Genomic DNA, 26,332 nt, shown 5'->3' on the forward strand with positions numbered 1-26,332 from the left:
GTGATGAAAGCCTGTTCGAACGGAAACGGTTTAGGGTGTTTGGCGGGCCTTCAGGCGCGCGGCGCCCGGGAGCATCCAGATGAGAAACCATACGCTTTCGGGGCAGGCTGCCTTCCAGCCGAGCCATATGCCAGATATTGCCAATGCGCTGGCCGATGCATCGGGCCTGCGGATCGAGATCGACCGTCGTCGTGGCCGTGGCGCCGGGATCAATCCGGATGGACGCTTCGAGGCCCTGCAGCGCGAAGTTTTCGACGATGGCTGGCAGACACTCGAAGACATGCCCGAATTCCGCACCGAGGTGCAGGTGGAAAAGCCGCGCAGCATCATCACCCGCAACGAATCGCCCGATATCCCGTTCGACCGTTCCATCAACCCCTATCGCGGCTGCGAACATGGCTGCATCTATTGTTTCGCAAGGCCTACGCACAGCTATATGGGTCTTTCGGCCGGGCTGGATTTCGAATCGAAGCTGTTTGCCAAGCCGGATGCGGCGAAACTTCTGGAAAGAGAACTGGCAAAACCGGGCTACAAGCCGCGGGTGATCGCCATCGGCACCAATACCGATCCTTATCAGCCAATCGAGCGTGAATGGCGCATCATGCGGCAGATACTGGAAGTGCTGGCCAAGGCCGACCATCCCGTCGCCATCGTCACCAAATCGGCGCTGATCAAGCGGGATATCGACATTCTGGCCCCCATGGCCAAAAAGGGTCTCGCCAAGGTCGGCATTTCCGTGACGACGCTGGATCGCAAGCTCTCGCGCAACATGGAGCCACGCGCCGCCACCCCGGAGAAGCGGCTGGAAGCGGTCAAGGCGCTGACGGAGGCGGGCATTCCGGTTGCCGTGATGATGGCACCCGTCATTCCGGCACTCAACGATCATGAGATCGAACGCATTCTGGAAGCCGGCAAGGCCGCCGGTGCGAGCGAGGCATCTTACGTGCTGCTGCGCCTACCGCTGGAGGTGAGCCCGCTCTTCCGCGACTGGCTGCTACGCAACTATCCGGACCGCTATCGTCACGTCATGTCACTGGTGCGCTCCATGCGCGACGGCAAGGATTATGATGCGGAGTTCGGGAAACGCATGAAGGGCGCCGGCCCTTACGCCTGGCAAATTGGCAGGCGTTTCGAAATGGCAACGAAACGGCTTGGCCTCATCCGTCGCGGCATTCATCTGCGCGACGATCTCTTCGTGCCGCCGGGCGGCGCAGGGGTCCAATTGTCGCTGCTTTAAAAAACAGACGCTGAAAATATCCTGCCTGATCGAAGCATCACACAGCGGGTGCGACGATATCAGATGGAACACGACAAGGAGCGCTGGCCTCTTCCCTTCGGGCGGCCACGCTCCCCACGAAATGCCCGGCGGGTTTTCCCTGGCCAGCCGGACATTGCCCCCCGGAACCGCCGCCTCGCGTGCGATCGTTTTTCCTCCGCCGCCCCGTTGGAGGATCAAAGGTCATGATGACCTGAAGGGCATAGTGAGCCACGCCCCCTCGACCCGGCTCACCCTGCCTGTCATCGCCCGCCTCCGGGGGCTTGCAGGAGATCGGGTGTGTGTGCAAGTTTCGCCGCATGAAACGCCGCGCACCACCCGATTCTCCTGTCCTCTTCGATCTCGCCGATACCGGCCCGGATTTCTCCTTCGAACTTGAGGCAAAAAAGAAGGGACTCTGGCCCGTGGCGGGTACGGATGAGGCAGGCCGCGGGCCGCTCGCCGGCCCTGTGGTTGCGGCAGCCGTCATCCTCGATCCGGACAATATTCCTGAGGGTATGGACGATTCCAAGAAGCTGACGAAGCTGAAACGGGAAAGCCTCTTCGTCCAGATCATGGAAACATCCATCGTATCGGTCGCCTCCTCCGGCCCCGGCCTGATCGACAGCATGAATATCCTGCGCGCCAGCCTCGACGCCATGCGCCGGGCCGTGCTCGGTCTCGAAATCTCCCCTGCTCTCGTGCTGGCCGACGGCCGCGACAGGCCGCCCGGCATTGCCTGCGAGGCCAAAGCCGTCATCAAGGGTGATTCCCGCTCCCTCTCCATCGCCGCCGCCTCAATCATCGCCAAGGTGACCCGTGACCGAATGATGGAGCGCGCCGGTGTGGTGCATTCGTCCTATGGCTTTGAGGGCCATGCCGGTTACGGCACACCGGCCCATCTGCGCGCTATCGAAAGCCATGGCCCCTGCCCGCTGCACAGGATGAGTTTCAGGCCGCTAAAGCGGGATTGATCGTGGCGCGACGGACGCAACTCGTGATTCAGATAAATTTGTTCGATCAGCACCTTCGCAATGCAAAATACATCGACACGGATAAAATCCGGAAGCGGGTGCAAGTCAGGACGCCACTTTGTCTGAAACAGAGAGCGGCCAGTCTTTTCAGCATGGCGTGCTGGCGTCAGCCTCAGAACAGACGATCGGAAAATCGATCGATCTCCCACTTGGTGAGAAAATTAACCTGCCTCGGAATCCATTCGACAGAGTTGCTTCCCCATTCGTGGGTTCGGCTTGCGTGTTCACCCATAAGCCATAGGTGACGAACCGTCACAAACCTCAGCGCCGCTTCGAAGTCGTCAGGCGATATCGGCCGAATTGCCCGATACCCATCCACGAAGGCGTGCCAGACGGTAATCTGTTCCCGGCCAAAGGAGATTTGAGCCCAGAGGAAGACAGCGAGATCATAAGCGAGATACCCCGGACCTCCATCATCAAAGTCGAAGAATACAGCTTCACCAGCCTCATTGATACGCGAATTGAAACCGTGACAATCTCCATGACAATATGTCCAAGTCAGATCACCGGCCGCTTCGATCGCCGTTGCTGCGCGCTTGGCGATGTCTTGAAGATCAACGAGAACCTGCGCATCATCCACAATTCCGCTGTCGCGTATTCGTGCGAGAGGCCGATGCAACAAATGTTCGAGATCAAGCCGATATAACGTTTCGCCAATGGAAAATGTCTCTGCGGCGTTGTGCACAAGAGCAAGGGTCTTTCCATTAGCCCGGGCATCGCCAGCATCAGCGGCATGCACTTCACGCCCACCAAGCGCGTTAAAAAGTACGCCCTCGCGCGCACCTTCCAGCGCCTGGCCTCGAACGAAGAAAGCGCCTTCACGTGTCGGAACTGGCCCGGCAACTGGAACTCCTGATTTCGAGAGATGGGACAGAAATGCAGTTTCGCTTTTGACGTCGGCTGCGCCACGGGAACGACGGTGGGAAAGCCGAAACACATAACGCTCGCTGTCGTTCACGGTGACGAGATAAACGTCGTTAAATCCACGCTGAAGCAGCTTACAGGATACAGGTTGTTTTAGTTCGTAGTGCCGATTGATAAAATCTTCGATCGCTTCACTCTGTGGGGTAGAATACAGCGGATAAAAGTCGATCATTTGGCTATGTCCTGCGGAGCTTCATGAGGCTGTCTCAGCATCGCGACCTAGTCGCTTGCTCCGTAGAATAGGGAAATCTGCTGCTGCGGCAATAATCGTTGCTGGTGAACGCGGACGCGCCATCGAATATTTAGGGTCCAGAAAGCCAAACCCCAAAGTTTGCCAATACCCGTCCCTTTAACCTGCCCCCCGCAAGCTGACCGTTTGTATGGGTGGCCCACTAAAAGAACAGCATTTCGACAGGCCTGTCGGTGCCATATTTCTAACCAATCCCTGGGGCCCAGACGAAAAAACCCCTCACGGCTCGCGCCGGAGGGGTTTTGAACAATACCGAGATAAATCTCAGTTCAGCTTCGACTTCACTTCGCCGATCGTGGCGGTGAAAAGCTTGGCCTTTGCGGCAGCCGTGGTCTTTTCGGCCAGCAGCTTCTCGGAAGCGGCAATGGCGATGTCAACGGCGGCGGCGCGGACGGCGCCGATGGCGTCTTCTTCGGCCTGCTTGATCTTCTGTTCCGACAGAGCCGTGCGGCGGGCGACGAATTCTTCCGTCTTCTGCTTGGCTTCTTCCGTCAGGGCAGCGGCTTCGCGTTCAGCGGCGGCAACGATGCCGGCGGCTTCTGCTTCGGCTTCCTTGCGCTTGCGCTGATATTCGGCCAGCAGGTGCTGGGCCTCTTCCCGCAGGCGCTTGGCTTCGGCCAGCTCGTCCTGAATGTTCTGGGCGCGTTCGTCCAGAGACTTGGAGAGCATGCCCGGAACCTTGAGATAGGCGATCAGGACAAAGAAAAGGACGAGACCGACAAGAGCGAAAAATGATGCATCAAATGCCATGTCAGGCTCCCTTTACGCTAGAAGCGGCGGCAATGGCGGCCTTGACGTCGGTGTCCTTGACCTTGGCGCCAACCAGCTGGTCGACGATCGCGGTCGCGGTTTCCTCGGCAATGGCGCCGACATCGGCGAAAGCCTGGTCCCGGATGCCGGCAATGCGCTTTTCGGCGGCGGCGAGCTTTTCAGCAAGTCCTGCCTCGATGGCGGCGCGGTCGGCGTCAGCCTTGGCCTTGGCGGCGTCACGTGCCGCGGAGCCGATCGAGCTTGCCTTGGCGCGGGCTGCCGCGAGTTCTTTTTCATAGGTTTCGACGGCTGCGTCAGCTTCGGTTTTCAGCCGTGCCGCTTCGTCGAGATCCTGTGCGATGCGTCCGTGACGGTTTTCGAGAATGCCGCCGACGCGCGGAACGATGACCTTCTGCATGAGCAGATAAAAAAGGCCAAACGTGATCGCCAGCCAAAGGACCTGCGATGCATAAGTAGACTGGTCGAACGGCGGGAAAACGCCGGAAGCACCGTGTTCGGCACCATGCGCTACACCGGTTTCCGTGTGCGTGGCTTCCGGTTGCGGCTGGCCAACGGCCGGAGTTTCCGTATGCGTTTCACCTACGGTCGGTGCTGACTGGGCATAAGCCTCGGTCACGAACATGCTCACCTCCAGGGGGACTGCAAATGCGAAGGATCACGGCACGCCATTTGCGGGCCGTGATCCAGACCTGATGCCGTTATCAGACAGCGAACAGGAGAAGGAGAGCAACGAGCAGCGAGAAGATGCCCAGAGCTTCCGTAACGGCGAAGCCGAATACCAGACGGCCGAACTGGCTGTCGGCAGCAGAGGGGTTGCGCAGTGCGCCGGACAGGTAATCACCGAAGATACGGCCGAGTGCGAGGGACGTACCAGCCATGCCGAGGCATGCGAGACCTGCGCCGATGTACTTTGCTGCTTCCGCTTCCATGTGAGACTCCTTGAGATATTGGTTGTTGCGGCTATTCTTGACGCCCGTTTCCGGGGCCAGCGACTTTACTTCTCAGTGACCACCATGCACGGCGTCGTTCAGGTACATGCAAGTCAGTACCGCGAACACATAAGCCTGCAGGAAGGCAACGAGAAATTCGAGAGCGGTCATTGCGACCGTCATGATGAGAGGCAGAACGGCGCCACCGATGCCAAGCGCGCCGAGCGCGCCCATGGAGGCGACGAAGCCTGCGAAAACCTTGAGCGTGATGTGGCCGGCCAGCATGTTCGCAAAGAGACGAACGGAAAGGCTGATCGGACGCGACAGGAACGAGATCATTTCAATCGACGCCACAAGCGGCAAAAGCGCCTTGGGCACGCCCGAGGGGGCAAAGATGCCGAAGAAATGCAGACCGTGCTTGTAGAAACCGTAAACGACGACCGTGCCGATGACGAGGCAGGCAAGCGCGAAGGTGACGATGATCTGGCTGGTGACCGTGAAGAAATACGGGAACATGCCGAGAAGGTTTGCCGTCAGCACGAACATGAACAGCGAAAAGACGAAGGGGAAGAACACCATGCCCTTTTTGCCGGCGCCTTCGCGCAGCATGGAGGCGATGAATTCATAGGACATTTCCGCAACGGACTGCATGCGGGTCGGGATCAGACCGCGGTTCGACGTTGCGAAATAAAGGAAACCGGAAGCGGCGGCCACGGTCGCAACCATGAAAAGCGACGCATTGGTGAAGGAAAAATCGACGCCGCCAATTTCGATCGGAATGATCGGCTGCACCAAGAACTGATGGGTCGGATCGTTTGCCACCGGCTGCCCTCTTTACCTGTCGCCGCGCTTGGCGGCATCTCAACTGCAAGAAAAAACAGCTTAAACGCCGTCTTTTCCACCCTCGTCTCGCCTGTCCGCCTTCTCCAGCAACGGCGGCTTGGCCACCGCGCCCGTCGAGCGCAACACATTCAATACGCCTGCGCAGAAACCGAGAAGGAGAAGAACGATCATCCCCCACGGCGTCGTGCCGGCAAAATAGTCCAGAAGATAACCCAGCATAGCGCCGACCACGATGGCCGAAATGAACTCCGATGAGAGCTTGACCGCCATCGCAAAACCTTTCCGGTTTTCCGCAGCGTTGGTCTCCGCCCTCACTTCCGCCTCATCCTCCGCTTTCACCTTTGCCAACTCATCAGCAAGGCGTTTGCGACGCTCGTCCAGACTATCGTCACGGTTGCCAGTCATCTTAAAATCCCACCCATTTTCTCCGTTCCAGCCATGCCAGAACCCTTTGGAGTTGTAAACGGTGACGGATTAAGCCTGTTCCAGCCCGCTCTGAAGTCGCGCGCAACATAGTTTTAGGGGCTTCTCTAGTCAAGGCACTGAGGCAGCTTGTTTCAGCACAAATTAATCATTGAAAAACAATAGCTTGATGCCAAATCACCGTTTGGCGGCGATGTTTCGCGAGGGAATCGGCATTTTTGACACGCAAAATGCGACGAATTGGCGGTGGTATCAGCTCCAGCCGCCACCATAGGTACGGTAAAACACGTGCAGACCGATGCGGCCAACCTTCTTCATGGACTTGCCCCAGGCGGGGCGAACATAAACGGCGTGATAATGCGTAGCGGAACCCACCTCGTTCAGCCAGATCTTGCCGGCGGTGGTGGCCATGGCCACTTCGCGCGCCATTTTCCAATGGCGTTCGGAATTCACGCGGTCCTTGATATTGTCGCAGGCAAAGGAAAACTGGCAGCGGTTGCGCCAGTCCTTATTCTGATAGACCACGCCGCAGATGGTTTTCGGATAGGCCGGGTTACGCACGCGGTTGAGGATGACCTGCGCCACCGCTGCCTGTCCCTTGACCGATTCTCCGCGCGCTTCGAAGTAGATGCCGGATGCCAGGCACTGCTGTTCGGCTGCGGAAAACACCTCGGCCGGCAGCGGGGTCGCCGCCCAGGCATGGTCTTCCGGGCTGATCTGCGGCACGAAGCGGCCAGCCTCCGGTTTTTTGAGAATGGCGTCGAAGGGCGATTCGCGGGCAAAGTCAGGTGCGGCCGGCGCGTAGGCCGTGGCGAGAATATCCGGGGTACGGTTGGTGATGAGTTCCGCCAGCATGGGCGACACACTCTTGTCCACCTTCTTTTCATCGCGGCGGAAATAGAAGGAGGCGAGTTCAACATCCTTGCCGCGCTTCGGCTTCACGAAAGCCGTGCGGTCCTTGCGCTTCAGCGGCTCTATATCCAGCATGCTGGTGCGTTGAAGGACGGAGCCGGCGGTGAAAGCCTTTGGCGGCTGCATGATTTCGGTGGCGACGATGCGGCCCTTCTTGGCGGCGCGGTTGACACGCTCGCTGTCCGGCGTCGTGGCCTCGCCCTTCTTGTTGGTGACGAAGGCGACCTTGCTGCCATTCGGCAGGGTCATGCCGCTGCCATGCAGCGCCGCCTCGCCTGCCGCATCATTAAAAGTGAGCGAGGCATTGTGCACCGAACCCGCCGGAGAGGCCGTCAGCACCATGCGCCATTGTTCGCCGCCATTGTCCAACCCGGCCAAGAGCGAGGCCAGATCCGCACGCGCGGCAAGAGAAGGAAAGACGAGCCAGGCGGCAAGGCCGAAGACGACGGGTGAGGCCCATCTGGAGGTCCATGCCTGAAGGGACGCGGAGGACCGACGACGCATTACACTTTTCGAACGCAAAACCAGCACTCCGAACACCGACAACCATATTTGCTACAGGTGTTGAAGAATCTCTTATTAACCTTGATGCTTGGTTAACGCGGCGAGCGGACGTGGCTTCACGTTAATGTGTGCGCGCCTTCTAATGCGCATGGCGTGGAGTCGAGTTCGCATGTGCCGATCATAACTGTCCCGCAGGCCATCTCCACATCCGTCGTTCCGGCCTTGAGCCGGAATCCGGCCGAAGCGCGTCGGCGCGGTGTAAAGACCCCTTTCAGCCCAAGGACTTGGGCTGGCTGGATACCGGCTCAAGGCCGGTTTGACGGAAAGAAGGAGGCCGCTCAGCTACCTGAAGGCATGACCGCGTCATCACACGACGACGTGAGAACCCAGTTCCACCACGCGGTTGGCCGGAAGGCGGAAATAGTCCGACGGGTCGGCGGCAGTTTCGGCAAGGGCGATGAACAGGCGGTTCTGCCAGCCCGGCATGCCGGACTTCGGATCCGGCACCAGCTTGCGGCGGCCAAGGTAAAATGAGGTCGACATGATGTCGAACTTGTAGCCGGTGCGTCTCAGATAACCCAGCGCCTGGGTGACGTTCTGAGTTTCCATGAAGCCGAAATGCAGTTCCACCACCGCGAAACGGTCACTGAGTTTCGTCAGCGTGTACCTGTTTTCCGGGCGAACGCGCGGTTGATCCTCGGTCCGGATCGTCAGGATGACGTTCTTGTCATGCAGGACGTGGTTATGCTTGAGATTGTGCAGCAGGGCCGCTGGCGCTGCCTCCGGATCGCCGGTGAGGAAAATCGCCGTGCCGGGCACCCGCACCGGCGCATGGGCGCTTTCCTTTTCCACCGAGGCGACGAAAGCCTTCAGCGGCACGTCGCTGCGGCGGGTCTTGGCGAACAGGATTCTCGAGCCACGCTGCCAGGTGGTCATGATGATGGTGAAGGCGATCGCCAGCAGCACCGGCACGTAGCCGCCATCATGGATCTTCAGCAGGTTCGCACCAAGGAAGATCAGCTCCAGCAGCAAAAGCGGTGCCAGAACGGCAAGCGCCAGCCAGACCGACCATTGCCAGCGTTTGCGCACGAATTCAAAGAACATCAGGCTGGTGACGACCATCGCGCCGGTGACGGAAATACCATAGGCGGTGGCCAGCGCATCGGAACTCTTGAAGGTGAGCACCAAAGCGACGACGCCGAACAGCAGGATGGTGTTGACGGCCGGCAGATAGATCTGCCCGGTATTGGTTTCAGACGTGAAGAGGATCTCCATGCGCGGCAGGTAGCCGAGATGGATGGCCTGACGCACCAGCGAAAACGCGCCTGTGATGACCGCCTGGCTGGCAATGATGGTGGCGGCGGTGGCCAGAATGACGGCCGGCAGGATCGCCCATTGCGGAAACATCAGATAAAACGGATTGGACATCGCCGCCGGGTCTTTGAGCACCAGCGCCCCTTGGCCTAGATAATTCAGCGTCAAAGCCGGGAAAACCAGACAGAACCATGCCCACTGGATGGGGCGGCGGCCGAAATGGCCAAGATCGGCATAAAGGGCTTCGGCACCGGTGATCGTCAGGAAGACCGCGCCGAGCACGACGATGCCATAAAAGCCTTCATTGGCCAGAAACTCCACCGCATGCCACGGGTTGAAGGCAAAGAGAATGCCGAAATCATCGGCGATATGAATGAGGCCGGCGAGACCCATAACGAGGAACCAGACCGCCGTGATCGGCCCGAAGAATTTCGCCACCGTTCCCGTGCCGTGCGACTGGATGGCGAAGAGGCCGATGAGAATGCAGACGGAAATCGGAATAATAAAGTCGTCCATGGCCGGCGTGACGAGCTTCAGACCTTCCACCGCCGAGAGCACCGACAGCGCCGGCGTGATCATCGCGTCGCCCAGGAACAGGGCGGCGCCTATGAGGCCGAGCACGATGAGAACGCCGCGATGGGTGCCTGCCGTCTTCATCAACAGCGCCAGCAGCGACAGCGTGCCGCCTTCGCCGTCATTGTCGGCGCGCAGCAGCAGCGTGATATATTTGAACGTCACGATGATCGTCAGGGCCCAGATCATCAGCGAGGTCAGGCCGATGACCTCTTCCCGCGTCACGCCATCATAGGCGATCGGCCGCAAGGCTTCGCGGAAGGCGTAAAGCGGGCTGGTGCCAATATCGCCATAAACGACACCGATCGAACCAAGGATCGCGGCGTAAAGCCCCTTGTTCTGATGTTTGTCATCCGCGTCCGGTTTCTCGGCAACGTCCTTATCGACGATTTGAGACATGATGATCCTGGCTCCTTAGAGCCAGCCCTTCCAACGAAAAAAGAGAAACGGAATGATTGCGGACATCAGCATGATGACGAGCGCGAGTGGATAACCAAATGTCCAGTTCAACTCCGGCATGAGCTGAAAGTTCATTCCATAAACCGAGGCCACCAGCGTTGGCGGCAGGAACACCACCGAAGCGATGGAGAAAATCTTGATGATGCCGTTCTGCTCGATATTGATGATGCCGAGAGAGGCATCCAGCAGAAACGTCAGATTGCCGGAAACGAAGGCGGCATGTTCGTTCAGCGACTGGATATCGCGGCCGATCGACTTGCCCTGTTCCCGCGCTTCCTTATCCCCGCGCGCCTGATCGCTGGTGGAGAGGAAGGTCTGCAGCCGCGCCAGCGATGCGAGGCTGACGCGGACCTTGGAGATCAGCCGGTGATAGGCGGCGATGTTGGTAAGACGGTCTTCGAGATAACGCGGCGCCTTGCGTTTGGAACGTGCCTGGCTGCCGAGTATGTCGGCGGCGAGATTGTCGATGCCGGTGACCGAATTTTCGAGAATTTCCGCCGTGCGGTCGACGATGGTTTCCAAGAGCTTCAGAAGCAGGGCCGTGCCGCTGCGCATTTCGTGCGGCACGCGGGTGATGGCGGCGATGAAGAGGTGGAAGGATTTCGGCTCGGCATAACGGATCGTCACAAGGCGCTTGCCGGCAAGAATGAAGGCGACATCGGTGAGGCGCGGATCGTCCGAATCTGCCTTCCATACGAGAGAGGCGGTCATAAAGACATTGCCGTCTTCCATATACAGGCGGCTGGAGGGTTCGATATCCTTCAGATCCTCACGGGTGGGCAGATCGAGCCCCAGCAGTTTTTCCACATGCTGCTCTTCCGCCCTGTCGGGATTGACGATGTCGATCCAGACGATGTCGTCGGGAATCTGTCCGGAGCCGTCGTCTGGCGACAGGCTGATCGCCTCGCAATTGGCGCGATAGGCTTTTATCAATCCGCTTCTCCGGTCCACATCGCAAGCTTCAGCCGCAATGCTGCTTAACATATCCTGTTTGCGGTCGGCAAACCTTTGGACGACACTTCAGGGCACGCCGGAACGAGCGGGATTTCATATCTCGCCAGCCCGATGGACCAAGAGCCAAACGGCGCAGGCGTATGCGCCCAAAGCGAGATGCAATCAAGCAATATTTTTTCTCGACAGCATTGCAGGCGAAGCATTTCTCGGTGTTCACATCCAGAAAACTTGCCTGATACTGACGATTAATCTTCTGTTTTAAAAAGACTATTCAATACCGAGAAACGCTTTTTCGGCTTATGCCGAAAGCCGTTGCGTTATTCGAAAACGATCTTCGGCGCGGCTTTTCTCTCACCCGCACCGATGCGCGCCCAGACTTTTTCGGCGATATCGCGATAGATCGCTGCCTGCGGGCCATCCGGCTCGGCGACGACAACAGGCGTGCCGGCATCCGACATTTCACGGATGGAGATGGTGAGCGGCACTTCGCCGAGGAACGGCACGCCGATCCGCTCGGCTTCGGCCTTCGCACCGCCATGACCGAAAATATCGTAGCGCGCGCCGGTATCCGGGGCGATGAAGTAGCTCATGTTCTCGATGACGCCGAGCAGCGGCACTTCCACCTTGCGGAACATGGTGATGCCCTTGCGCGCATCGATCAGCGCCAGATCCTGCGGCGTGGAGACGATGACGGCGCCGGCAAGCGGCACCTGCTGGGCGATGGTCAGCTGTGCATCGCCCGTGCCGGGCGGCATGTCCAGCACCAGCACGTCGAGTTCGCCCCAGGCAACTTCGCGCAGCATCTGCATCAGGGCGGACTGCACCATCGGTCCGCGCCAGATCATCGCCGCTTCCTCATCCACCAGGAAGCCCATGGACATGACCTTCAGCCCGTAATTTTCCATGGGAAGGATGATGCGGTCTTCCTGCTGCTGCGGGCGGCCGGAAATCTTCAGGAGTTTGGGAATAGAAGGGCCGTAAATATCGGCATCGAGCATACCGACCTTGAGGCCGAGCGCCTGAAGACCAAGCGCCAGATTGACTGATGTCGTGGACTTGCCGACCCCGCCCTTGCCAGAGGCGACGGCGATGATGGCGCCAACACCCGGCACGCCCACCTTGGAGGAGCGCGGCTGCGCAGCCGGGCGGCCGGTTGCAGCGGCGGGGCGCGGCGGCTGTTGCTGCTGGCCGGGCTTGCGATCCGCCGTCAGCGCGACCACGGCGCCGACAATGCCCGGAACGCCCCTCGCCGCCTTTTCAGCGGCAAGTCGCAACGGCTCCATCTCCTGCGCCTTGTCGGAGGGAACGGTAATCGAAAAATAGGCTTTCGCATCGGCAATGAAGATTTCCGAGACCATGCCGAGCGCCACGATGCTTTTGCCGCTGCCGGGATAGATGACGGCTTCCAGAGCCTTTTCCACCTGGTTCTTGCTGACGTCTGCCATTGTCTTACTCCGTAAACGTGGTCCGGCTGGATATGGGCACTCTTCCGCGCCATCCATAGACAAGCGGGAGCGCTTCGCCAATGCCAAAGCGCAAACAGGAGAGATTAGCGACGATTAACCGCTGCCATTTCAGATTTCGTCGTCCATATCGAGCGTTTCAGGATCAAAGACCCGGCCGTCAAAAAAACAGTCCGGGCCAAGGACGAGGCCCGTGCGCGACGCGCCGACATGCACCTGCTCCCTGAGCGTGCCTTCGAGTTTCAGATTGGCGCCCGGCACCGGCACGAAAAGCGGCTTCATCGCCTTGCGGAAAATATCCGGCCGATAAGCGTTGCGCGCGGCCTCCACCACGGCCGCGTCGAACCGACATTCGGCGGGAACCTCGCCCCAACGCAACATCTGGCTGAAGAACCAAAGCGCCTGGCTCTGCCACGGAAAATTTGCGGCCTTGGCGCTGGTCACGAAAAACTCCTGAAAACGCCGCATGTCCCTCTGCGAAGTGGAAATATAGCCCGTCAGCGCCGGCAGCAGGAACTCGCCGTTCTCGTCCATATAATGAGGGGCGGCGAGGATGCCCGTCAGTTCCTCGATATTGGCGGAATTGGCGCACCATTCGCCGGCGCGGTAGAGCGCTCGCAGCAGCCCTTCCAGCAGGGTGGCGTTTTCCTCAGTCCACTGCCGCTTGCCGGCCAGTATCTTTTCCGGCGCATTTTGCCAGATCAGCGCCCCGGTCGTGACAATCCGCCCGGCGCCGCCCAGCACCACGGCGCTGCCCGCCGGTTCGGCGGTACAGAGCGCATCGACCTTGCCGTTTTCCAGCAGGCCGGGCATGGCTTTCGGCAGGGCTTCGACGATTTCCATGTCCCGGCCGAGCAGCACACCGCAGCTTCCAAGCAGATAACGCAACATATAAAACGGTGTGGACACGATATCCTCGACCGCAAAGACCGGCGGGTTTTTACCTGCAGCACGGCGCGCCGCGCAGACGCGGGCCATGGCCCGCCCGAAGGCCGCGGGGTCCGGAAGCTTCAAACCTTCACGGTAAAGCTCGTCGTAAAATTCGTGCGAAACGGTGGTTGCCGATCCGCCGAGGGAAAGCGTGAAAACGCCGATAATATCGGCCGGCAGCTCATCAAGGCCAACTGCGGAACCGACCGGCACCGGCGCGGGCAGATGGGCGATGTGAACCTCATCCTCGGCAAGCGCGGTCAAGACAGCGCGTGCGGATTGTTTTCGGACGAGTTGCAGTTCTATGCCTTCATCGGCAGCAAAGCCTTTTTCGGCAGCGACTATCAGCACGGCGCAATCGACAGTCGGAGAAAATCCCGCTTTTACCTTATGCCGCTCCGGCAAACGATTTCTCCTTTCCGGTGATTCGAAAGAAGGATCGCCCAGGACAGGGTTTATCACAATGATAAAATTATGATTTCGCTATTTTATCAAACCTACCCGCAGCGCCTTGGCGACGGCCTGGGTGCGGTTGACCGTGTCGAGTTTTTTCGTCGCGCGGTTGAGGTAATGATTGATCGTATGTTCCGACAACATCATGATTTCAGCGATTTCGGCGCTGGTTTTTCCGGCCGCCGTCCAGTTCAGACAGTCGATCTCGCGCTCGCTCAATGTTTCGGGAACCCTGAGATCAAGACGACGGATTTCCGATAGCCGGGCAAAGACATGGCTGGAAATGTAAAACAGTTCCGCCAGCCGGCTTGCCGGCAAGATCGTCTTGTTGCCGGAGAAAGACACCGCGCCCCGGGTGGTGGTGATATCGTGAACGGGAAACCAAACGGAGTTGATCATCTCAAATCGCTCGAACAGGCCGATCACGTTCTTTTTGGCGATCGGTTCGTTGCCTCCATCCAGGAAATCCATGGCAACGGAAAAGGGTACCGTCGATTTTTTGAGCTGCGCCATCACCTTGCTGTTCTGCAGCATGCCCTCTTCGTCGTAACGCTGCAGAAGCTCGGCCGGCCAGCTGGTGATGATGGTATATTGCGACAGCTCGCTCGCCAGTTCGGATGACAGGTCAAGCACCATGAAGGCCCTGAACTCCCAGGCCTCCGTCAACCGTTTCAAGAACCGGAATATGTCGAATTGCGTGTTCAGACCGGCGATCTCGCGAACGCAATCAACACCAATCGCCTGAACGGCGGCCGTCTCTGTTTTCTGCATAAAAGCTGTTCTTCGAGAATGAGAAATACCACCGCAAAGGCCACCTTTGCCCGGAAATTGCCGGGGATGTTACTCACCAAAATGATTCATGCAAACAAAAGTTGAAAACTTAATTCAGAATAGTCGAAAATAAGATTTAACTCACGCAATTTGACGCCAGACCCGTCTACCAGGTCGCGAAAATCGACGGAGCAGCGCCACTTTTTTCCTCAACCATCGGCAACCGGCGATAATCGGCAGGCAAGCTCCGCCGAAATTTTATCAGCGGTTTCGCGCACCAGCGGCGCCCATTTGTAAAGCTGTTCCACATCCACCCTATAGGCGGGGCCGGTGACGGAAATCGCCGCAAGGAAACTGCGTCCCGGCGCATGGACCGGCGCGGCGGCGCAATGAATGCCGATCTCGTGTTCCTGAAGGTCGAAACCGTAACCTTGCACGCGGATGGCCGACACATCCGTTACCAGCGCCTCCGGCGTTATGATCGTGTTTTCCGTAAAGCGGTGGAACTCCAGCCCGGTGGCGAGGTTTGCGAGCGCATCAGCAGACAGCAGGGACAGCGCCGCCTTGCCAACGCCCGTGCAATAGGCGGGCGAGGTCTTGCCGACCTGCGAATGCATGCGCAGGGTATGTCTGCCCTCGATCTTGTCGAGATAGGTGACCTGCCCGCCATTCAGAACGGCGAGATGCACGGATTCCTGCGTCACCTCCTGCAACGCCGCCAGATGCGGCGCAGCGACGCTGCGCAGATCATTGCCGCTCCAGGCTTTGGCCGCAAATTGCAACAATCTCAGGCCGACAGCATAGGTCTGGTCGTTGGCATGGTCGATCAGGCCTTCGGCAAGAAGATGGGCGAGCTGGCGGTGGACCGTGCCGCGCGGCTGGCCACTCGCCTCGACCACATCGGTAAAACGCATCGGTTTTTCCGCAGAGGCGATAAGCTCCAGAAGCGAGACGGCCTTCCCGAGCGTGCCGGTCTCGCTTTCTGTTTTTCGGGCGCGACCGGGAACAGGCTCATGCTGTTGGGCATTGGGGGTTTTATTATCGGGCATGGCAACATCCACCGTCATCTGCCTTGACATAAGTGTGACGCCAAGAGAATAATTCCATTTAGTAAAATCTAGTTCCATATATTGGAACAATCAAGCCCTCATGGATGAGACGATGTCGATGACGCAAGCCCAATTTCCCGACCTCAAGGATGCGGGCGTGCTCATTACCGGCGGCGGCTCCGGCATTGGGGCATCGCTGGTGGAAGCCTTCGCGATGCAGGGGGCGAAGGTCGCCTTCATAGACATCGCCGAGGAGCCGAGCGCCGCACTTGTGCAGCGGCTCGCAGGGGCGGCTCCCCATCCGGTGCATTTTTTCAAGACCGACTTGAGCGACATTCCCGCAATCGGGCGGACGGTGGATGCGGCAGCCTCCGCTACCGGCGGCATCAAGGTTTTGGTCAACAATGCCGCCTGGGATGACCGACACGACATCGACACGGTGACGGAAGCCTATTGGGACGCCAATCAGGCCGTCAATCTCAAGCAGATGTTCTTCACCGTTCAGGCCGCGCTGCCCTATCTCAGACAGGCGAAGGATGCATCCATCGTCAATTTTTCATCCATCTCATTTCTGCTGAACATGGGTGAACTACCCTCCTATGCGGCGGCAAAGGCCGGCATTATCGGACTGACGAAGAGCCTTGCCGGCAGGCTGGGACCTGACAATATCCGCGTCAACACGCTGCTGCCCGGCATGATCGTCACGGAGCGGCAGAAAGACCTGTGGCTGACCGACGACGGCATCGCCGCAACCACGGCGCGGCAATGTCTCAAGCGCACGCTCGTCGCCGCCGATCTGGCCGGGCCGAGCCTGTTTCTCGCATCCTCAGCATCAAGCGCCATCACGGCGCAATCCATAATCGTAGACGGAGGCCTTCTATAATGTCCGAACCCGCTTTTATCGCCGTCGACTGGGGCACGACCAGTTTCCGGCTCTGGCTTCTGAGCCGTTCTGGCGCTGTTCTGGCTGAGCGCAGAAGCGCGGAAGGCATGACGACCGCCATGCGCACCGGCTTTGCCGAGGTGCTGCAATCGCATCTTGATGCCATCGGCGCACCTGACAATCTGCCGGTTCTGGTCTGCGGCATGGCAGGCGCCCGGCAAGGCTGGGTCGAGGCGGGTTACATCGACGTGCCGGCATCGCTTTCAGCGGTTCTTGACGGCGCGGTCCGCGTGCCGGGTCAGGCGCGGGATGTCCGCATTCTGCCGGGGTTGGCGCAACGGGATAAAAATGCACCCGACGTGATGCGCGGTGAAGAAACACAGTTGCTCGGCGCACTCGCCTCCGCTGATGCCGGTGAAAAGCTGGTCTGCATGCCGGGCACGCATTCCAAATGGGTGACGGTCAAAGGCGGTGACGTGACCGGCTTTGCCACCTTCATGACCGGCGAACTGTTCGAAGTCATCTCCAGGCAGACGATCCTTTCGCATGCGGTGGCCGAAGCTGATGCCTTCACCGGTGAACACGAGACTTTCAGGGCCGCCGTGCGCGACATCTACGCCAATCCGCAACTCGCCACCAACCGGCTGTTTACCCTGCGCTCCGGGCAATTGCTGCATGGCCTCACCGCGACCGATGCCAAGGCCAAGCTTTCCGGCATCATGATCGGGCTGGAAATTGCCGGCGCGCATTCCAATGCGCGGCGGGACACGCCTGTCGTGCTGATCGGCTCCGGCGCGCTCGGTGCGCTTTACGAAGGCGCCTTCACGGCCCTTGATATCCAATATACGGTCATCGATGCAGACGAGGCCGTGCGGCGCGGATTGCTGGCCGCCGCCAATACCATCTGGTCATAAAAGAAAGACCCACCATGCGTATCCCCTTCCCTGCCATGAAATATCCGCTGATCGCCATTCTGCGCGGTCTGAAACCCGAGGAAACCGAAGGCGTTGTCGGCGCACTGATCGAGACCGGCTTCCGCGCCATCGAAATCCCGCTCAATTCGCCCGATCCGTTCCGCTCGATCGAAATCGCCGCGAAGATGGCGCCTGCCGATTGCCTGATCGGCGCCGGCACGGTGCTCAGCGTAGAAGACGTGGAGGCACTGGATGCCGCCGGCGGCAAGCTGATGGTCAGCCCCAATGCCGATGCCGAAGTGATCATCGCCGCACGCGTCAAGGGCATGGTGACGATGCCCGGCGTTCTCACGCCCACCGAAGCGCTGGTGGCCGCAAAGGCCGGGGCGACGGGGCTGAAGTTCTTTCCCGCCAGCATTATCGGCCCGGCCGGCATCAATGCTATCAGGACGATCCTGCCGAAGGACCTCATCATTGCCGCCGTCGGTGGCGTTTCCGACAAAAATTTCGCCGAATATACCTCGGCCGGCATTACCGCCTTCGGGCTTGGAACCAGCCTCTACAAGCCGGGCATGACGGCGGCCGAGGTGCGCGAGCGCGCTACCGTCACGCTATCGGCCTATGATGCAGCCATCGGAGGATAAGAGCTTGGCAACTGTTTTTCCCTTTGCCGGACATGTGCTTGACGAAACGCCGATGATGCTTGGCGAAGGCCCGACCTTCGACCCTGCGACCGGCACCGCCTGGTGGTTCAACATCGTCGAGCGCGAGTTGCACGAGCTGCATTTCGCTTCCGGCCGCAAGACGGTGTACGCCCTGCCCTTCATGGGCAGCGCGCTGGCCAAGGTCAGCGAACATAAACAGTTGATCGCCTCCGATGACGGGCTTTTCCTGCGGGATACGGCAACCGGCGTGCTGACATTGCATGCGGAACTGGAAAAGGACCTGCCCGGCAACCGTTCCAATGACGGGCGCATGCACCCCTGCGGCGCACTCTGGATCGGCACCATGGGCCGGAAGGCGGAGACAGGCGCCGGCAGCATCTATCACGTTGCTAAAGGTATCGTGACGAAACTGTTTGCCGAGGTTAGCATCCCCAACTCGATCTGCTTTTCACCCGATGGCGCGACGGGATATTACGTCGATACCAAAGTGAACAAGCTGATGCGGGTGCCGCTCGACGCTGAGACCGGCCTTCCCACTGGCAGGGCCGAGGTGTTCATCGATTCCGCCGGCGTCGAAGGTGGCATTGACGGGTCGGTCTGCGATGCCGAAGGGCATATCTGGAATGCCCGCTGGGGCATCGGGGCTGTCGATCGCTACGATACGGACGGCAATCACATCGCCCGATATGAGGTGCCGGCGGGGCAGACGACATGCCCGGCCTTCATCGGCCCCGACGCATCGCGCCTTCTCGTCACCTCCGCACGGGAAAATCTGGACGCGGACGCCCTTGCCGCCAATCCGCAGCATGGCCTGACCTTCGATCTCGGTATCGACGTCAAGGGCAGGTTCGAGCCGCTTTACCGGTTGTGAAGCGAGGCGCATGCCGCCCTCTCCTCATTCCTGTGCCTGTCACAGGAATGAGTGAGTGTGGGATGCGCGCGCCCTTCACATTCACCGTCGTCCTGCTTTTCAGGGAATATCCGACAGGATTTCCCGATAATTTTCGTGCAGATATCGCTGGGTCGCGGCGGCATCGGCGGGGCGGCCGTAGAAATAACCCTGCCCCATGGCGCAGCCAAGCGCGCGCAGCTTTTCCTCTTCCACCCGCTCCTCGATGCCTTCGGCCACCACTTCAAGATCAAGTCCGTCACACATGGCGACGATGGCCTTGATGATGTGTTCCGAAGGGCGGTCGCTGCTGATGCGCGAGACGAAGGCGCGGTCGATCTTGACCTTGTCGAAGGTGAAATCGCGCAGGCGGCCGAGGCTCGACTGCCCGGTGCCGAAATCATCGAGCGAAATGCGAACACCGGCACTCTGCAATTCGCTGATGATGCGCTGCGCGGTATCGGCGGACGTCATGACGGCCGTTTCGGTGATTTCAAGCTCCAGCCGGTGTGGATCGAGGCCGACACGGGCCAGAATGGAAAGAATATTGTCCGCCGTGCTCGGATCCATCAATTGCGCGGAAGACAAATTGAAGGACAGAAACAGCTCGCGCGGCCAGAACAGGGCGGCTTCCGCCGCCTTTCGCAACAGGGCTTCCGACAGCGCGTCGATGAAACCCCGTTCTTCGGCGAGCGGCACGAAGACGGCGGGTGAAACAAAGCCGAGATCGGGATCGTTCCAGCGGGCCAGCGCCTCGAAGCCGATGACCTTCGCCTCTTCCAACCGGACGATGGGCTGGAAATGCACATCGATCGCATCGGTGATGATGGCGTTTCGCAAGGCCTGTTCCAGTTGGGTGGCGCGCTTCATTTCCTGCGCGATTTCGCGCGAATAGACCGTTATCTGACCACGTCCGCGCCGCTTGGAGCGATAAAGCGCCGTCTCGGCACTTTTCAGCAGATCCTCGAAGTCATCGCCGGCAAAGGGATAGATGGCAAAACCGAAAGAGGAGGAAAGCCGGACGTTACGATCGCCGAGATCGTAAGGGGCCGAGAGCACGTCCTTGATCATGTTGCCGATGCGCTCCGCACCGGTGCGCTCAAACACCAACGGCAGCACGAAGGCGAATTCGTCGCCATCATGGCGCGTCACGACCGCGCCATCGGGAATGCAGGCCTTCAGCCGGTGCGCGACCTGACACAGGATTTCATCGCCCGCCTGAACACCGAAAAGATCGTTGATGGGTTTGAAACCGTCTATATTGGCGATGCCGACGGTAAACGGCGCGGGGTCGCTGGAGCGTTCGCTGGCCAGCATACGGATCTTGTCCCGCAGACGGTAACGGTTGCCGAGCCCCGTCAGAGGATCGCTGTAAGCCATGGCCTGCAGCTCGTTCTGGCTGACCTGCAACGATTGCGGTTCTGCCCGTTTCATTCCTGCATCTCGTTAATCCTGTGTGAACGCGCTCACAATGCAGGGCAAGTATTAAAAAAACCATAGAGCCGCGAACCAAAAATGCGGCGGCATTTTCGGAAAGCCTGCCGTTCGGGAAAAACGGCCCGTTTGTTGGGCTTTCAGGCCTGCAGCCGCACCGCATCCGTGCCGAAAAGACGCAGGAAAACCGCCTCGACCATGTCAGGGCTGACGGGTTTCAGCAGCATGTCGTTCATTCCGGACGCCATGCATTTGTCGAGATCGCCCTCGAAGGCGTGGGTGATGACCCCGACGATGGGAATGTTCTCGTCGCCGGCCAGTTGCCGCATGCGGCGGGCAACCTCGAAACCGTCGATATCGGCGAGTGTCGTGTCGAGCAGGACGACGGAGGGCGCCTGCTCCGCAAACAGCTGCAAGGCTTCCTCACCCGAGGTGGCGAGCCGCCAGGAAAGCCCAAGGCCTTCGAGTATCTGCGAAAAGACGATCTGGTTGACCCGGTTGTCCTCAACGAGAAGTATCTCGCCGACGCCGCCCGTCTTGAGGATCCTGGGCAGGTCTTCGGTCATGATTTCCCAGTCTTCCTCCGTCGATTTCTCGCCAGGAGACGATCTGAGACCGACAGCGACGTAATGCAGCAGCGATGCGTCGATTTCCTCCTCCTCGATAGTGACGAACGGCAGGTCATGCGCAGCGGCGATATCGAGACATGTGACGCTCATCTGGGCATCGACGACGACGACATCGATGCCCACGCCGGCGGAGGTGGCGATATCGATGAATGCCTGCTGTTCTTCCTCGCTCGTCACCGCCGCATGATCCATGCCGCCCGCGGTCAACCGGCGGCCGGCGGCTTCGGCGAAACGCCCGCTTTCGGAGACAACCAGCACCGCCTTGCTTTTCAGCAGGTCTTTGGCCGGCGCGTCATCTTCGTCCTTTCCGTAAGTGGAGGCGACGAAGGCGACATGTTCGAGCGAGGGGATGATGGGCCTGCCGCTTGCATCGAGGGTGGCAAGTGCGGTGACATCCTCCATTGTCGTCACCAGAAAATGCCGGCCCGGGCGACCCACCCGCTGCTTGCGGGTAATCGTCAGCACTTCCTCGCCGTTTATGCGTCTCACTCTTTCGGGAATGAGACTCGGCGTGCCGGTGTCCATTACCGCCCGGTCAGCCGCATCGATCTGCGCTGCGACCTTACGTGAATGCAGATCGAAAACCGTCTTGCCGAGAATGCTCTCCGCACTGGTTTCAATCATGGTGCAGGCGGATTTGTTCACGGCCGCATAGGCCATGTTGCGGTCCTTGACCAAAACGGGGAATGGCAGATTGTCGAGGATGTCCTCGATCAGCTGCACCCGTTCAAGGTCGATGCGCCACTGTTCTTCCCTTTTCTTCTGTTCGGAAATATCGGCGACGACGCTGATGCCGAGCCCGGAAGGCAGGCGGTTCATGACGAAACGCAGAAAGCGCTCCCCCTTCAGCCGTTCGGTCTTTTCCGACCTTTCCTTCCAGTGCAGCGCCAGCCGCTCGCCGATCCATTCGTCCCGCCCGAGCTGGCGGGCATTGGCGGCGAGGTTTTCCGTCTCCAGCAGATAACAATCGTAAAGCGCGCTCAGATAGTCGCGCAGCCGCGCACCGGGACCGACAACGGCCTCTTCCAGCGGGAAAAAATTCAAGAGTTTCCGGCTTGCGAAAATAATGTGATCGTTACGGTCGTAAACGACGATCGCCGCGCCAAGCGCGTCGCAAAGGGCATCAAGCATCACCGTATGAACGCCCGCGCCAGAGGACGCCAAATCACTCAACTGCAAACTCCCGCCTGTTAATGGGTCAGGCTTATGTTTCTATTGGAATCGTTCTGGGCAGATGCCGGGATGAAACGACAAATTCCGATAAAGAGACATCAGGGTTCGCCACTTGAAGCAGTCTTGAGGAGAAGATGACGTTCACCCAAAGTCGACGTCACACACCACCCGGAAAGGGGGCCTCTTGCCTGCGGTCATTTCAAGCCGCCCCACCATAATCAAGGCCGATTAAAAGCGGATTAACGCTTACCCAGATGTTGACGGAAATGATCAAATGCGTGGAAGTCCACAAAACATGTGCAAATTGCCGCAATTGGCGTTTTTTGCTTTCGAAGCCATGGCGAATCCGCGAAAATGACGATCATGGCCATCAAGCAGCTTTCAGAAACCCTCATCAACCAGATCGCCGCCGGCGAGGTCATCGAAAGACCGTCCAGCGCCACGAAGGAACTGGTGGAAAATGCCATCGACGCCGGCGCGACCCGGATCGAGATCGCCACGGCGGGCGGTGGCAAGGGGCTGGTGCGCATTACCGACAACGGCTCCGGCATGTCGCCCATCGATCTGGAGCTTGCGGTGAGGCGCCATTGCACCTCGAAAATATCCACGACGCTGGATGATATCCGCACGCTCGGTTTTCGCGGCGAGGCGCTGCCCTCCATCGGCTCGGTCGCCAAGCTTTCGATCACCAGCCGTCAACAGGGCGCGGAACAGGGTTCGGTGATTTCGGTGACGGGCGGCAAGGTTTCGGAGGTGCGGCCCGCCGCCTCGAATGCCGGCACCATCGTCGAGGTGCGCGACCTGTTCTTCGCCACACCCGCGCGGCTGAAATTCCTGAAGACGGAACGGGCGGAGGCGGCCGCCATTACCGAGGTCGTCAAGCGAATGGCGATCGCCTTTCCGCATATCCGCTTCGTATTATCAGGCACCGACCGCTCGACGCTCGAAATCCCCTCGACCGGCGATGACCATCTCGCCCGCATGGCGCAGATTCTCGGTGCAGACTTCAAGGACAACGCCATCGAGATCGATGCCGGACGCGAGGATGTGACGCTATCAGGCTTTGCCGGCGTGCCGACCTTCAACCGCGGCAACTCGGCGCATCAATATGTCTTCGTCAACGGCCGCCCGGTGCAGGACAAGCTGCTTTTATCCGCCATTCGCGGTGCCTATGCCGAAACCGTGCCGCATGGGCGATATCCGGTCGCGGTGCTGTCCATCACGCTCGACCCTGCCTTTGTGGATGTGAATGTGCATCCGGCGAAATCCGACGTGCGTTTCCGCGATCCCGGCCTCATTCGCGGGCTGATCGTCGGTGCGATCCGCCAGGCGCTGACGCGTGACGGTGACAGGGCAGCGACGACCGGCGCGAACCAGATGATGAACGCCTTTCGTCCCGGCTACAGCCCGTCCGGCCTGCGGCCCTCGCCTTCCATGCCGGCTTCCGCGCCATGGTCTGCCGCCACATCCCCGTCACGGCCGCTCGCCGTTTCCGGGGACATGCAATTTGCAGAAGCGGTGCAATCGCGCTTTTCCGACATCACCATGCCGACGGCGCGGGCCGAACCGCGTGAGACCTATGAGCCTTTCGCAAGCCCTTCACCGGAGCCAGTGCTGTATCCGCTTGGAGCGGCACGGGCGCAGCTGCACGAGAACTACATCATCGCGCAGACGGAAAACGGCCTCGTCATCGTTGATCAACATGCCGCACATGAGCGGCTGGTATTCGAGGAAATGCGCAATGCCCTGCATTCCCGGCGTCCGCCGTCGCAGGTGCTACTGATCCCTGAAATCATCGATCTGCCCGAGGAAGACTGCGACCGGCTGATGGATCATGCGGCCGGGTTCGACGCGCTGGGCCTTGTCATCGAGCGTTTCGGACCGGGCGCTGTTGCGGTTCGGGAAACGCCGGCCATGCTGGGCGAGGTCAATGTGCAGGGGCTGGTGCGCCAGCTTGCTGACGAGATTGCCGAATGGGACGCCGCCTCCACGCTTGCCAACAAGCTGGAATATGTCGCGGCCACCATGGCCTGCCACGGTTCCGTACGCTCCGGTCGGCGCATGCGGCCGGAGGAAATGAACGCGCTTCTGCGGCAGATGGAAAACACGCCGGGTTCGGGACAGTGCAATCACGGCCGGCCGACCTATATCGAACTGAAACTTTCCGATATAGAACGGCTCTTCGGCCGAAGCTGACATCTTCACCCAGCCGCAAGCGGCCGGGGCTGGCCTTGTGCCGCGCCGAACGATATAAATCTAGGACATTGGAGCATCCGGATTGTTCAGGAAAACGCTACGCCGTTTCGGACTGGGTGCGCTGACAGGACAGAGCAGGAGACGAAAACGGATGAACAGATTTGAAGGAGGCGGCAACCGCCTCGCCGTCATCGAATATCTCGACGGAGACTTCCGGATCGTGCAAACCGGCTCACATGTCGTCTGCGCCATCACCGCCCAGACCATTCCGCTCGACGAATTGCGCTACTGGAGCGTGGCGCGGCAGGAAGCCTATGTGGACGCGGCCGCTTCGCTCGCGGCTGAGCAGAAGGCTGGCAATCTGCCGGCATGAGCCGGAAACGGCGTGCTGACGCGTTTCCATGTTAAACGGCTTTCTCAGGAACGGTTGCAGAGACGGCTGACACCCTCACTCGACGTCATCCTCGGCCTTGTGCCGAGGATCTGCTGATGTCTCATAAGTCGATAGGTTGCAGATGCTCGGGACAGGCCCGAGCATGACGGAGGAGAGGTTTCCGGACCTTGCCGACAACCTCTAAAATGACGACCGCGCATTTTCCCGCAGCAGGCGGGCGCGGCAATGCTGGATCGCGGCATCGATGATCGTTGAGGCCGCATTGGGGTCGTCGAACAGCATGTCGATCTCGATAACCTGGCTGTTCCATAGCAGCTCTTCCGCACGGCCATGGTGACCATTGAGACGCACGGCATCCTTGGCCGTCGTCACCAGCTGCAAATTCTCCTTGCCCGCATCCTGCAGGAGATCCGCAACCTCGTCGTCGCTGAAATGGTGATGGTCCGGGAAGGAGCGCTGCTGCACGATGTCGCCGCCAAGCGCCTCGACGGTGCGATAAAACTTGGCCGGATCGGCGATGCCGGCATAGGCCAGCACGCGCTTTCCCCTGAAATCCTGCGGCTCCTGCGGCGTAATCGCCGCAACGAAGACGGGTTTGGCAGCCTTTGCCGCCTGTCTTATCAGTGGATCGGCCGCATGGCCGTTGCCCACCTTCAAAAGGCCGGTCATCTGCCGCATCTGTTCGACAAGCGGCGCACGCACCGGGCCGCCTGGCACAAGATGGCCATTGCCGATGCCACGCATCGTATCAATGACAACAAGCGCATAATCCAGCGTCAGGCGGGCACTCTGAAAACCGTCATCCATGATGATGAGATCGACACCCTCTTTCACCAGCCGGTGGGCCCCTTCCACGCGTCGGCGCGAAATCACCGTCACCGCCTCGCGCGCCAGAAGCAGCGGCTCATCGCCGACGTCGGCAGAGCGATGGTGCTGCGGATCAACGAGGGTGGTGACATCAAGCGTGCCGCCATAACCGCGGCTGAGGAAACCGGGTTTGAGGCCTTTAGCGGTAGCAGCCCGGGCGATTGCCATCGCTGTCGGTGTCTTGCCCGCTCCGCCGACAGTGAAATTGCCGATGCAGATCACTGGAACGGACAGGCTTGCCCGCTTTGCCGTCCGCATCCGCCGTCCGGCGATCTTGCCGTAGAGAAGCGAGAAAGGCGACAGGAGCCATGCCTGCCAGCCCGCTTTCTGCCACCAGAATGGCGGCGCTTCAGAAACCATCTATGCCCGCTCCCGGCCGCGTCGCCCACGGCATTCGTTCGGATGTTATACGTCAGGGGTTGTTTGCCAGAAAAAACCGTAAATTGCAAAAAGCTCTCCGTCATTCCGGCCTCGAGC

24 protein-coding genes are annotated in these 26,332 nt (G+C 59.6%); 8 read left to right on the forward strand and 16 right to left on the reverse strand.

The genetic code is table 11. The annotated features are described in order from the left end of the window. The first annotated feature begins 79 nt into the window (after positions 1–79). Positions 80–1,237: a PA0069 family radical SAM protein gene (locus M0412_RS09260; RefSeq protein ID WP_269698576.1), complete on the forward strand. Its 1,158-nt coding sequence runs from the start codon at positions 80–82 to the stop codon at positions 1,235–1,237. 338 nt (positions 1,238–1,575) lie between these two features. Continuing rightward, positions 1,576–2,229: a ribonuclease HII gene (locus tag M0412_RS09265; RefSeq protein WP_269698858.1), complete on the forward strand. Its 654-nt coding sequence runs from the start codon at positions 1,576–1,578 to the stop codon at positions 2,227–2,229. Positions 2,230–2,401: 172 nt separating this feature from the next. Here M0412_RS09265 and M0412_RS09270 read toward each other — a convergent pair whose 3' ends face one another. The 13 genes from M0412_RS09270 to M0412_RS09330 form a co-directional block, all read right to left on the reverse strand. Then, positions 2,402–3,385, reverse strand: coding sequence for a phosphotransferase enzyme family protein (locus M0412_RS09270; protein ID WP_269698577.1), 984 nt, complete (start codon positions 3,383–3,385; stop codon positions 2,402–2,404). A gap of 342 nt (positions 3,386–3,727) precedes the next feature. Further along, entirely contained in the window at positions 3,728–4,213 is a 486-nt protein-coding gene (locus M0412_RS09275; protein WP_004440269.1) for a F0F1 ATP synthase subunit B, read from the reverse strand. A 1-nt stretch (position 4,214) separates the two neighbouring features. Next, positions 4,215–4,856, reverse strand: a complete 642-nt coding sequence (locus M0412_RS09280; protein WP_142839194.1) for a F0F1 ATP synthase subunit B — start codon at positions 4,854–4,856, stop codon at positions 4,215–4,217. 79 nt (positions 4,857–4,935) lie between these two features. Continuing rightward, positions 4,936–5,163, reverse strand: a complete 228-nt coding sequence (locus M0412_RS09285; RefSeq protein WP_003494147.1) for a F0F1 ATP synthase subunit C — start codon at positions 5,161–5,163, stop codon at positions 4,936–4,938. A gap of 72 nt (positions 5,164–5,235) precedes the next feature. Next, the gene (locus M0412_RS09290) at positions 5,236–5,985 is read right to left on the reverse strand and encodes a F0F1 ATP synthase subunit A (protein WP_003494138.1); all 750 of its coding nucleotides are present in this window, start codon (positions 5,983–5,985) and stop codon (positions 5,236–5,238) included. 60 nt (positions 5,986–6,045) lie between these two features. Next, positions 6,046–6,411 carry an AtpZ/AtpI family protein gene (locus M0412_RS09295; RefSeq protein ID WP_142839193.1) on the reverse strand — a complete coding sequence of 122 codons (366 nt, stop codon included), beginning with the start codon at positions 6,409–6,411 and terminating at the stop codon, positions 6,046–6,048. Between the two features lie 270 nt (positions 6,412–6,681). Beyond that, positions 6,682–7,845, reverse strand: coding sequence for a cell wall hydrolase (locus tag M0412_RS09300; protein ID WP_269698578.1), 1,164 nt, complete (start codon positions 7,843–7,845; stop codon positions 6,682–6,684). A gap of 366 nt (positions 7,846–8,211) precedes the next feature. Next, positions 8,212–10,131 carry a potassium transporter Kup gene (locus M0412_RS09305; RefSeq protein ID WP_046800710.1) on the reverse strand — a complete coding sequence of 640 codons (1,920 nt, stop codon included), beginning with the start codon at positions 10,129–10,131 and terminating at the stop codon, positions 8,212–8,214. Between the two features lie 15 nt (positions 10,132–10,146). Continuing rightward, positions 10,147–11,124 carry a magnesium transporter CorA family protein gene (locus M0412_RS09310; RefSeq protein WP_161991137.1) on the reverse strand — a complete coding sequence of 326 codons (978 nt, stop codon included), beginning with the start codon at positions 11,122–11,124 and terminating at the stop codon, positions 10,147–10,149. Positions 11,125–11,462: 338 nt separating this feature from the next. After that, positions 11,463–12,590: an Mrp/NBP35 family ATP-binding protein gene (locus tag M0412_RS09315; RefSeq protein ID WP_269698579.1), complete on the reverse strand. Its 1,128-nt coding sequence runs from the start codon at positions 12,588–12,590 to the stop codon at positions 11,463–11,465. 129 nt (positions 12,591–12,719) lie between these two features. Next, a complete protein-coding gene (locus M0412_RS09320; RefSeq protein ID WP_269698580.1) occupies positions 12,720–13,943 on the reverse strand; it encodes a CmpA/NrtA family ABC transporter substrate-binding protein in 1,224 nt (407 codons plus the stop codon). Positions 13,944–14,021: 78 nt separating this feature from the next. Next, entirely contained in the window at positions 14,022–14,762 is a 741-nt protein-coding gene (locus M0412_RS09325) for a LuxR family transcriptional regulator (protein ID WP_269698581.1), read from the reverse strand. Positions 14,763–14,971: 209 nt separating this feature from the next. Beyond that, a complete protein-coding gene (locus M0412_RS09330; protein WP_269698582.1) occupies positions 14,972–15,841 on the reverse strand; it encodes an IclR family transcriptional regulator in 870 nt (289 codons plus the stop codon). An 82-nt stretch (positions 15,842–15,923) separates the two neighbouring features. Here M0412_RS09330 and M0412_RS09335 point away from each other — a divergent pair, with 82 nt between their 5' ends. From M0412_RS09335 to M0412_RS09350, 4 genes are read left to right on the forward strand one after another with little or no spacing between them, the layout of a single operon-like run. Beyond that, complete coding sequence (locus tag M0412_RS09335) at positions 15,924–16,694, forward strand: SDR family NAD(P)-dependent oxidoreductase (protein ID WP_371338157.1); 771 nt, start codon at positions 15,924–15,926, stop codon at positions 16,692–16,694. After that, entirely contained in the window at positions 16,694–17,608 is a 915-nt protein-coding gene (locus M0412_RS09340) for a 2-dehydro-3-deoxygalactonokinase (RefSeq protein ID WP_142839185.1), read from the forward strand. Before M0412_RS09335 ends, M0412_RS09340 begins: the two co-directional genes overlap by 1 nt. 14 nt (positions 17,609–17,622) lie before the next feature. Next, a complete protein-coding gene (locus M0412_RS09345) occupies positions 17,623–18,252 on the forward strand; it encodes a 2-dehydro-3-deoxy-6-phosphogalactonate aldolase (RefSeq protein ID WP_142839184.1) in 630 nt (209 codons plus the stop codon). A 4-nt stretch (positions 18,253–18,256) separates the two neighbouring features. Further along, positions 18,257–19,144 carry an SMP-30/gluconolactonase/LRE family protein gene (locus tag M0412_RS09350; RefSeq protein ID WP_269698584.1) on the forward strand — a complete coding sequence of 296 codons (888 nt, stop codon included), beginning with the start codon at positions 18,257–18,259 and terminating at the stop codon, positions 19,142–19,144. Between the two features lie 99 nt (positions 19,145–19,243). Here the strand turns inward: M0412_RS09350 and M0412_RS09355 are convergent, their stop codons facing one another. Together M0412_RS09355 and M0412_RS09360 are read right to left on the reverse strand one after the other, a co-directional pair. Next, positions 19,244–20,596, reverse strand: a complete 1,353-nt coding sequence (locus M0412_RS09355; protein WP_269698585.1) for a bifunctional diguanylate cyclase/phosphodiesterase — start codon at positions 20,594–20,596, stop codon at positions 19,244–19,246. Positions 20,597–20,736: 140 nt separating this feature from the next. Next, positions 20,737–22,356 (reverse strand): response regulator, encoded by a 1,620-nt coding sequence (locus tag M0412_RS09360; protein ID WP_309568461.1) that lies wholly within the window; start codon positions 22,354–22,356, stop codon positions 20,737–20,739. A gap of 405 nt (positions 22,357–22,761) precedes the next feature. On the opposite strand from M0412_RS09360, the gene mutL reads away from it, so the two are divergent. Next, the gene (gene mutL, locus M0412_RS09365; protein WP_269698859.1) at positions 22,762–24,594 is read left to right on the forward strand and encodes a DNA mismatch repair endonuclease MutL; all 1,833 of its coding nucleotides are present in this window, start codon (positions 22,762–22,764) and stop codon (positions 24,592–24,594) included. 151 nt (positions 24,595–24,745) lie between these two features. Further along, entirely contained in the window at positions 24,746–24,967 is a 222-nt protein-coding gene (locus M0412_RS09370) for a DUF2093 domain-containing protein (protein ID WP_142839180.1), read from the forward strand. Positions 24,968–25,168: 201 nt separating this feature from the next. On the opposite strand, the gene lpxK is transcribed toward M0412_RS09370, so the two are convergent. Continuing rightward, positions 25,169–26,215 carry a tetraacyldisaccharide 4'-kinase gene (lpxK, locus tag M0412_RS09375; RefSeq protein ID WP_269698587.1) on the reverse strand — a complete coding sequence of 349 codons (1,047 nt, stop codon included), beginning with the start codon at positions 26,213–26,215 and terminating at the stop codon, positions 25,169–25,171. Positions 26,216–26,332 lie beyond the last annotated feature (117 nt).

Source organism: Agrobacterium sp. O3.4 (assembly GCF_041414895.1).
GTDB classification, from domain to species: Bacteria; Pseudomonadota; Alphaproteobacteria; order Rhizobiales; family Rhizobiaceae; genus Agrobacterium; species Agrobacterium cucumeris.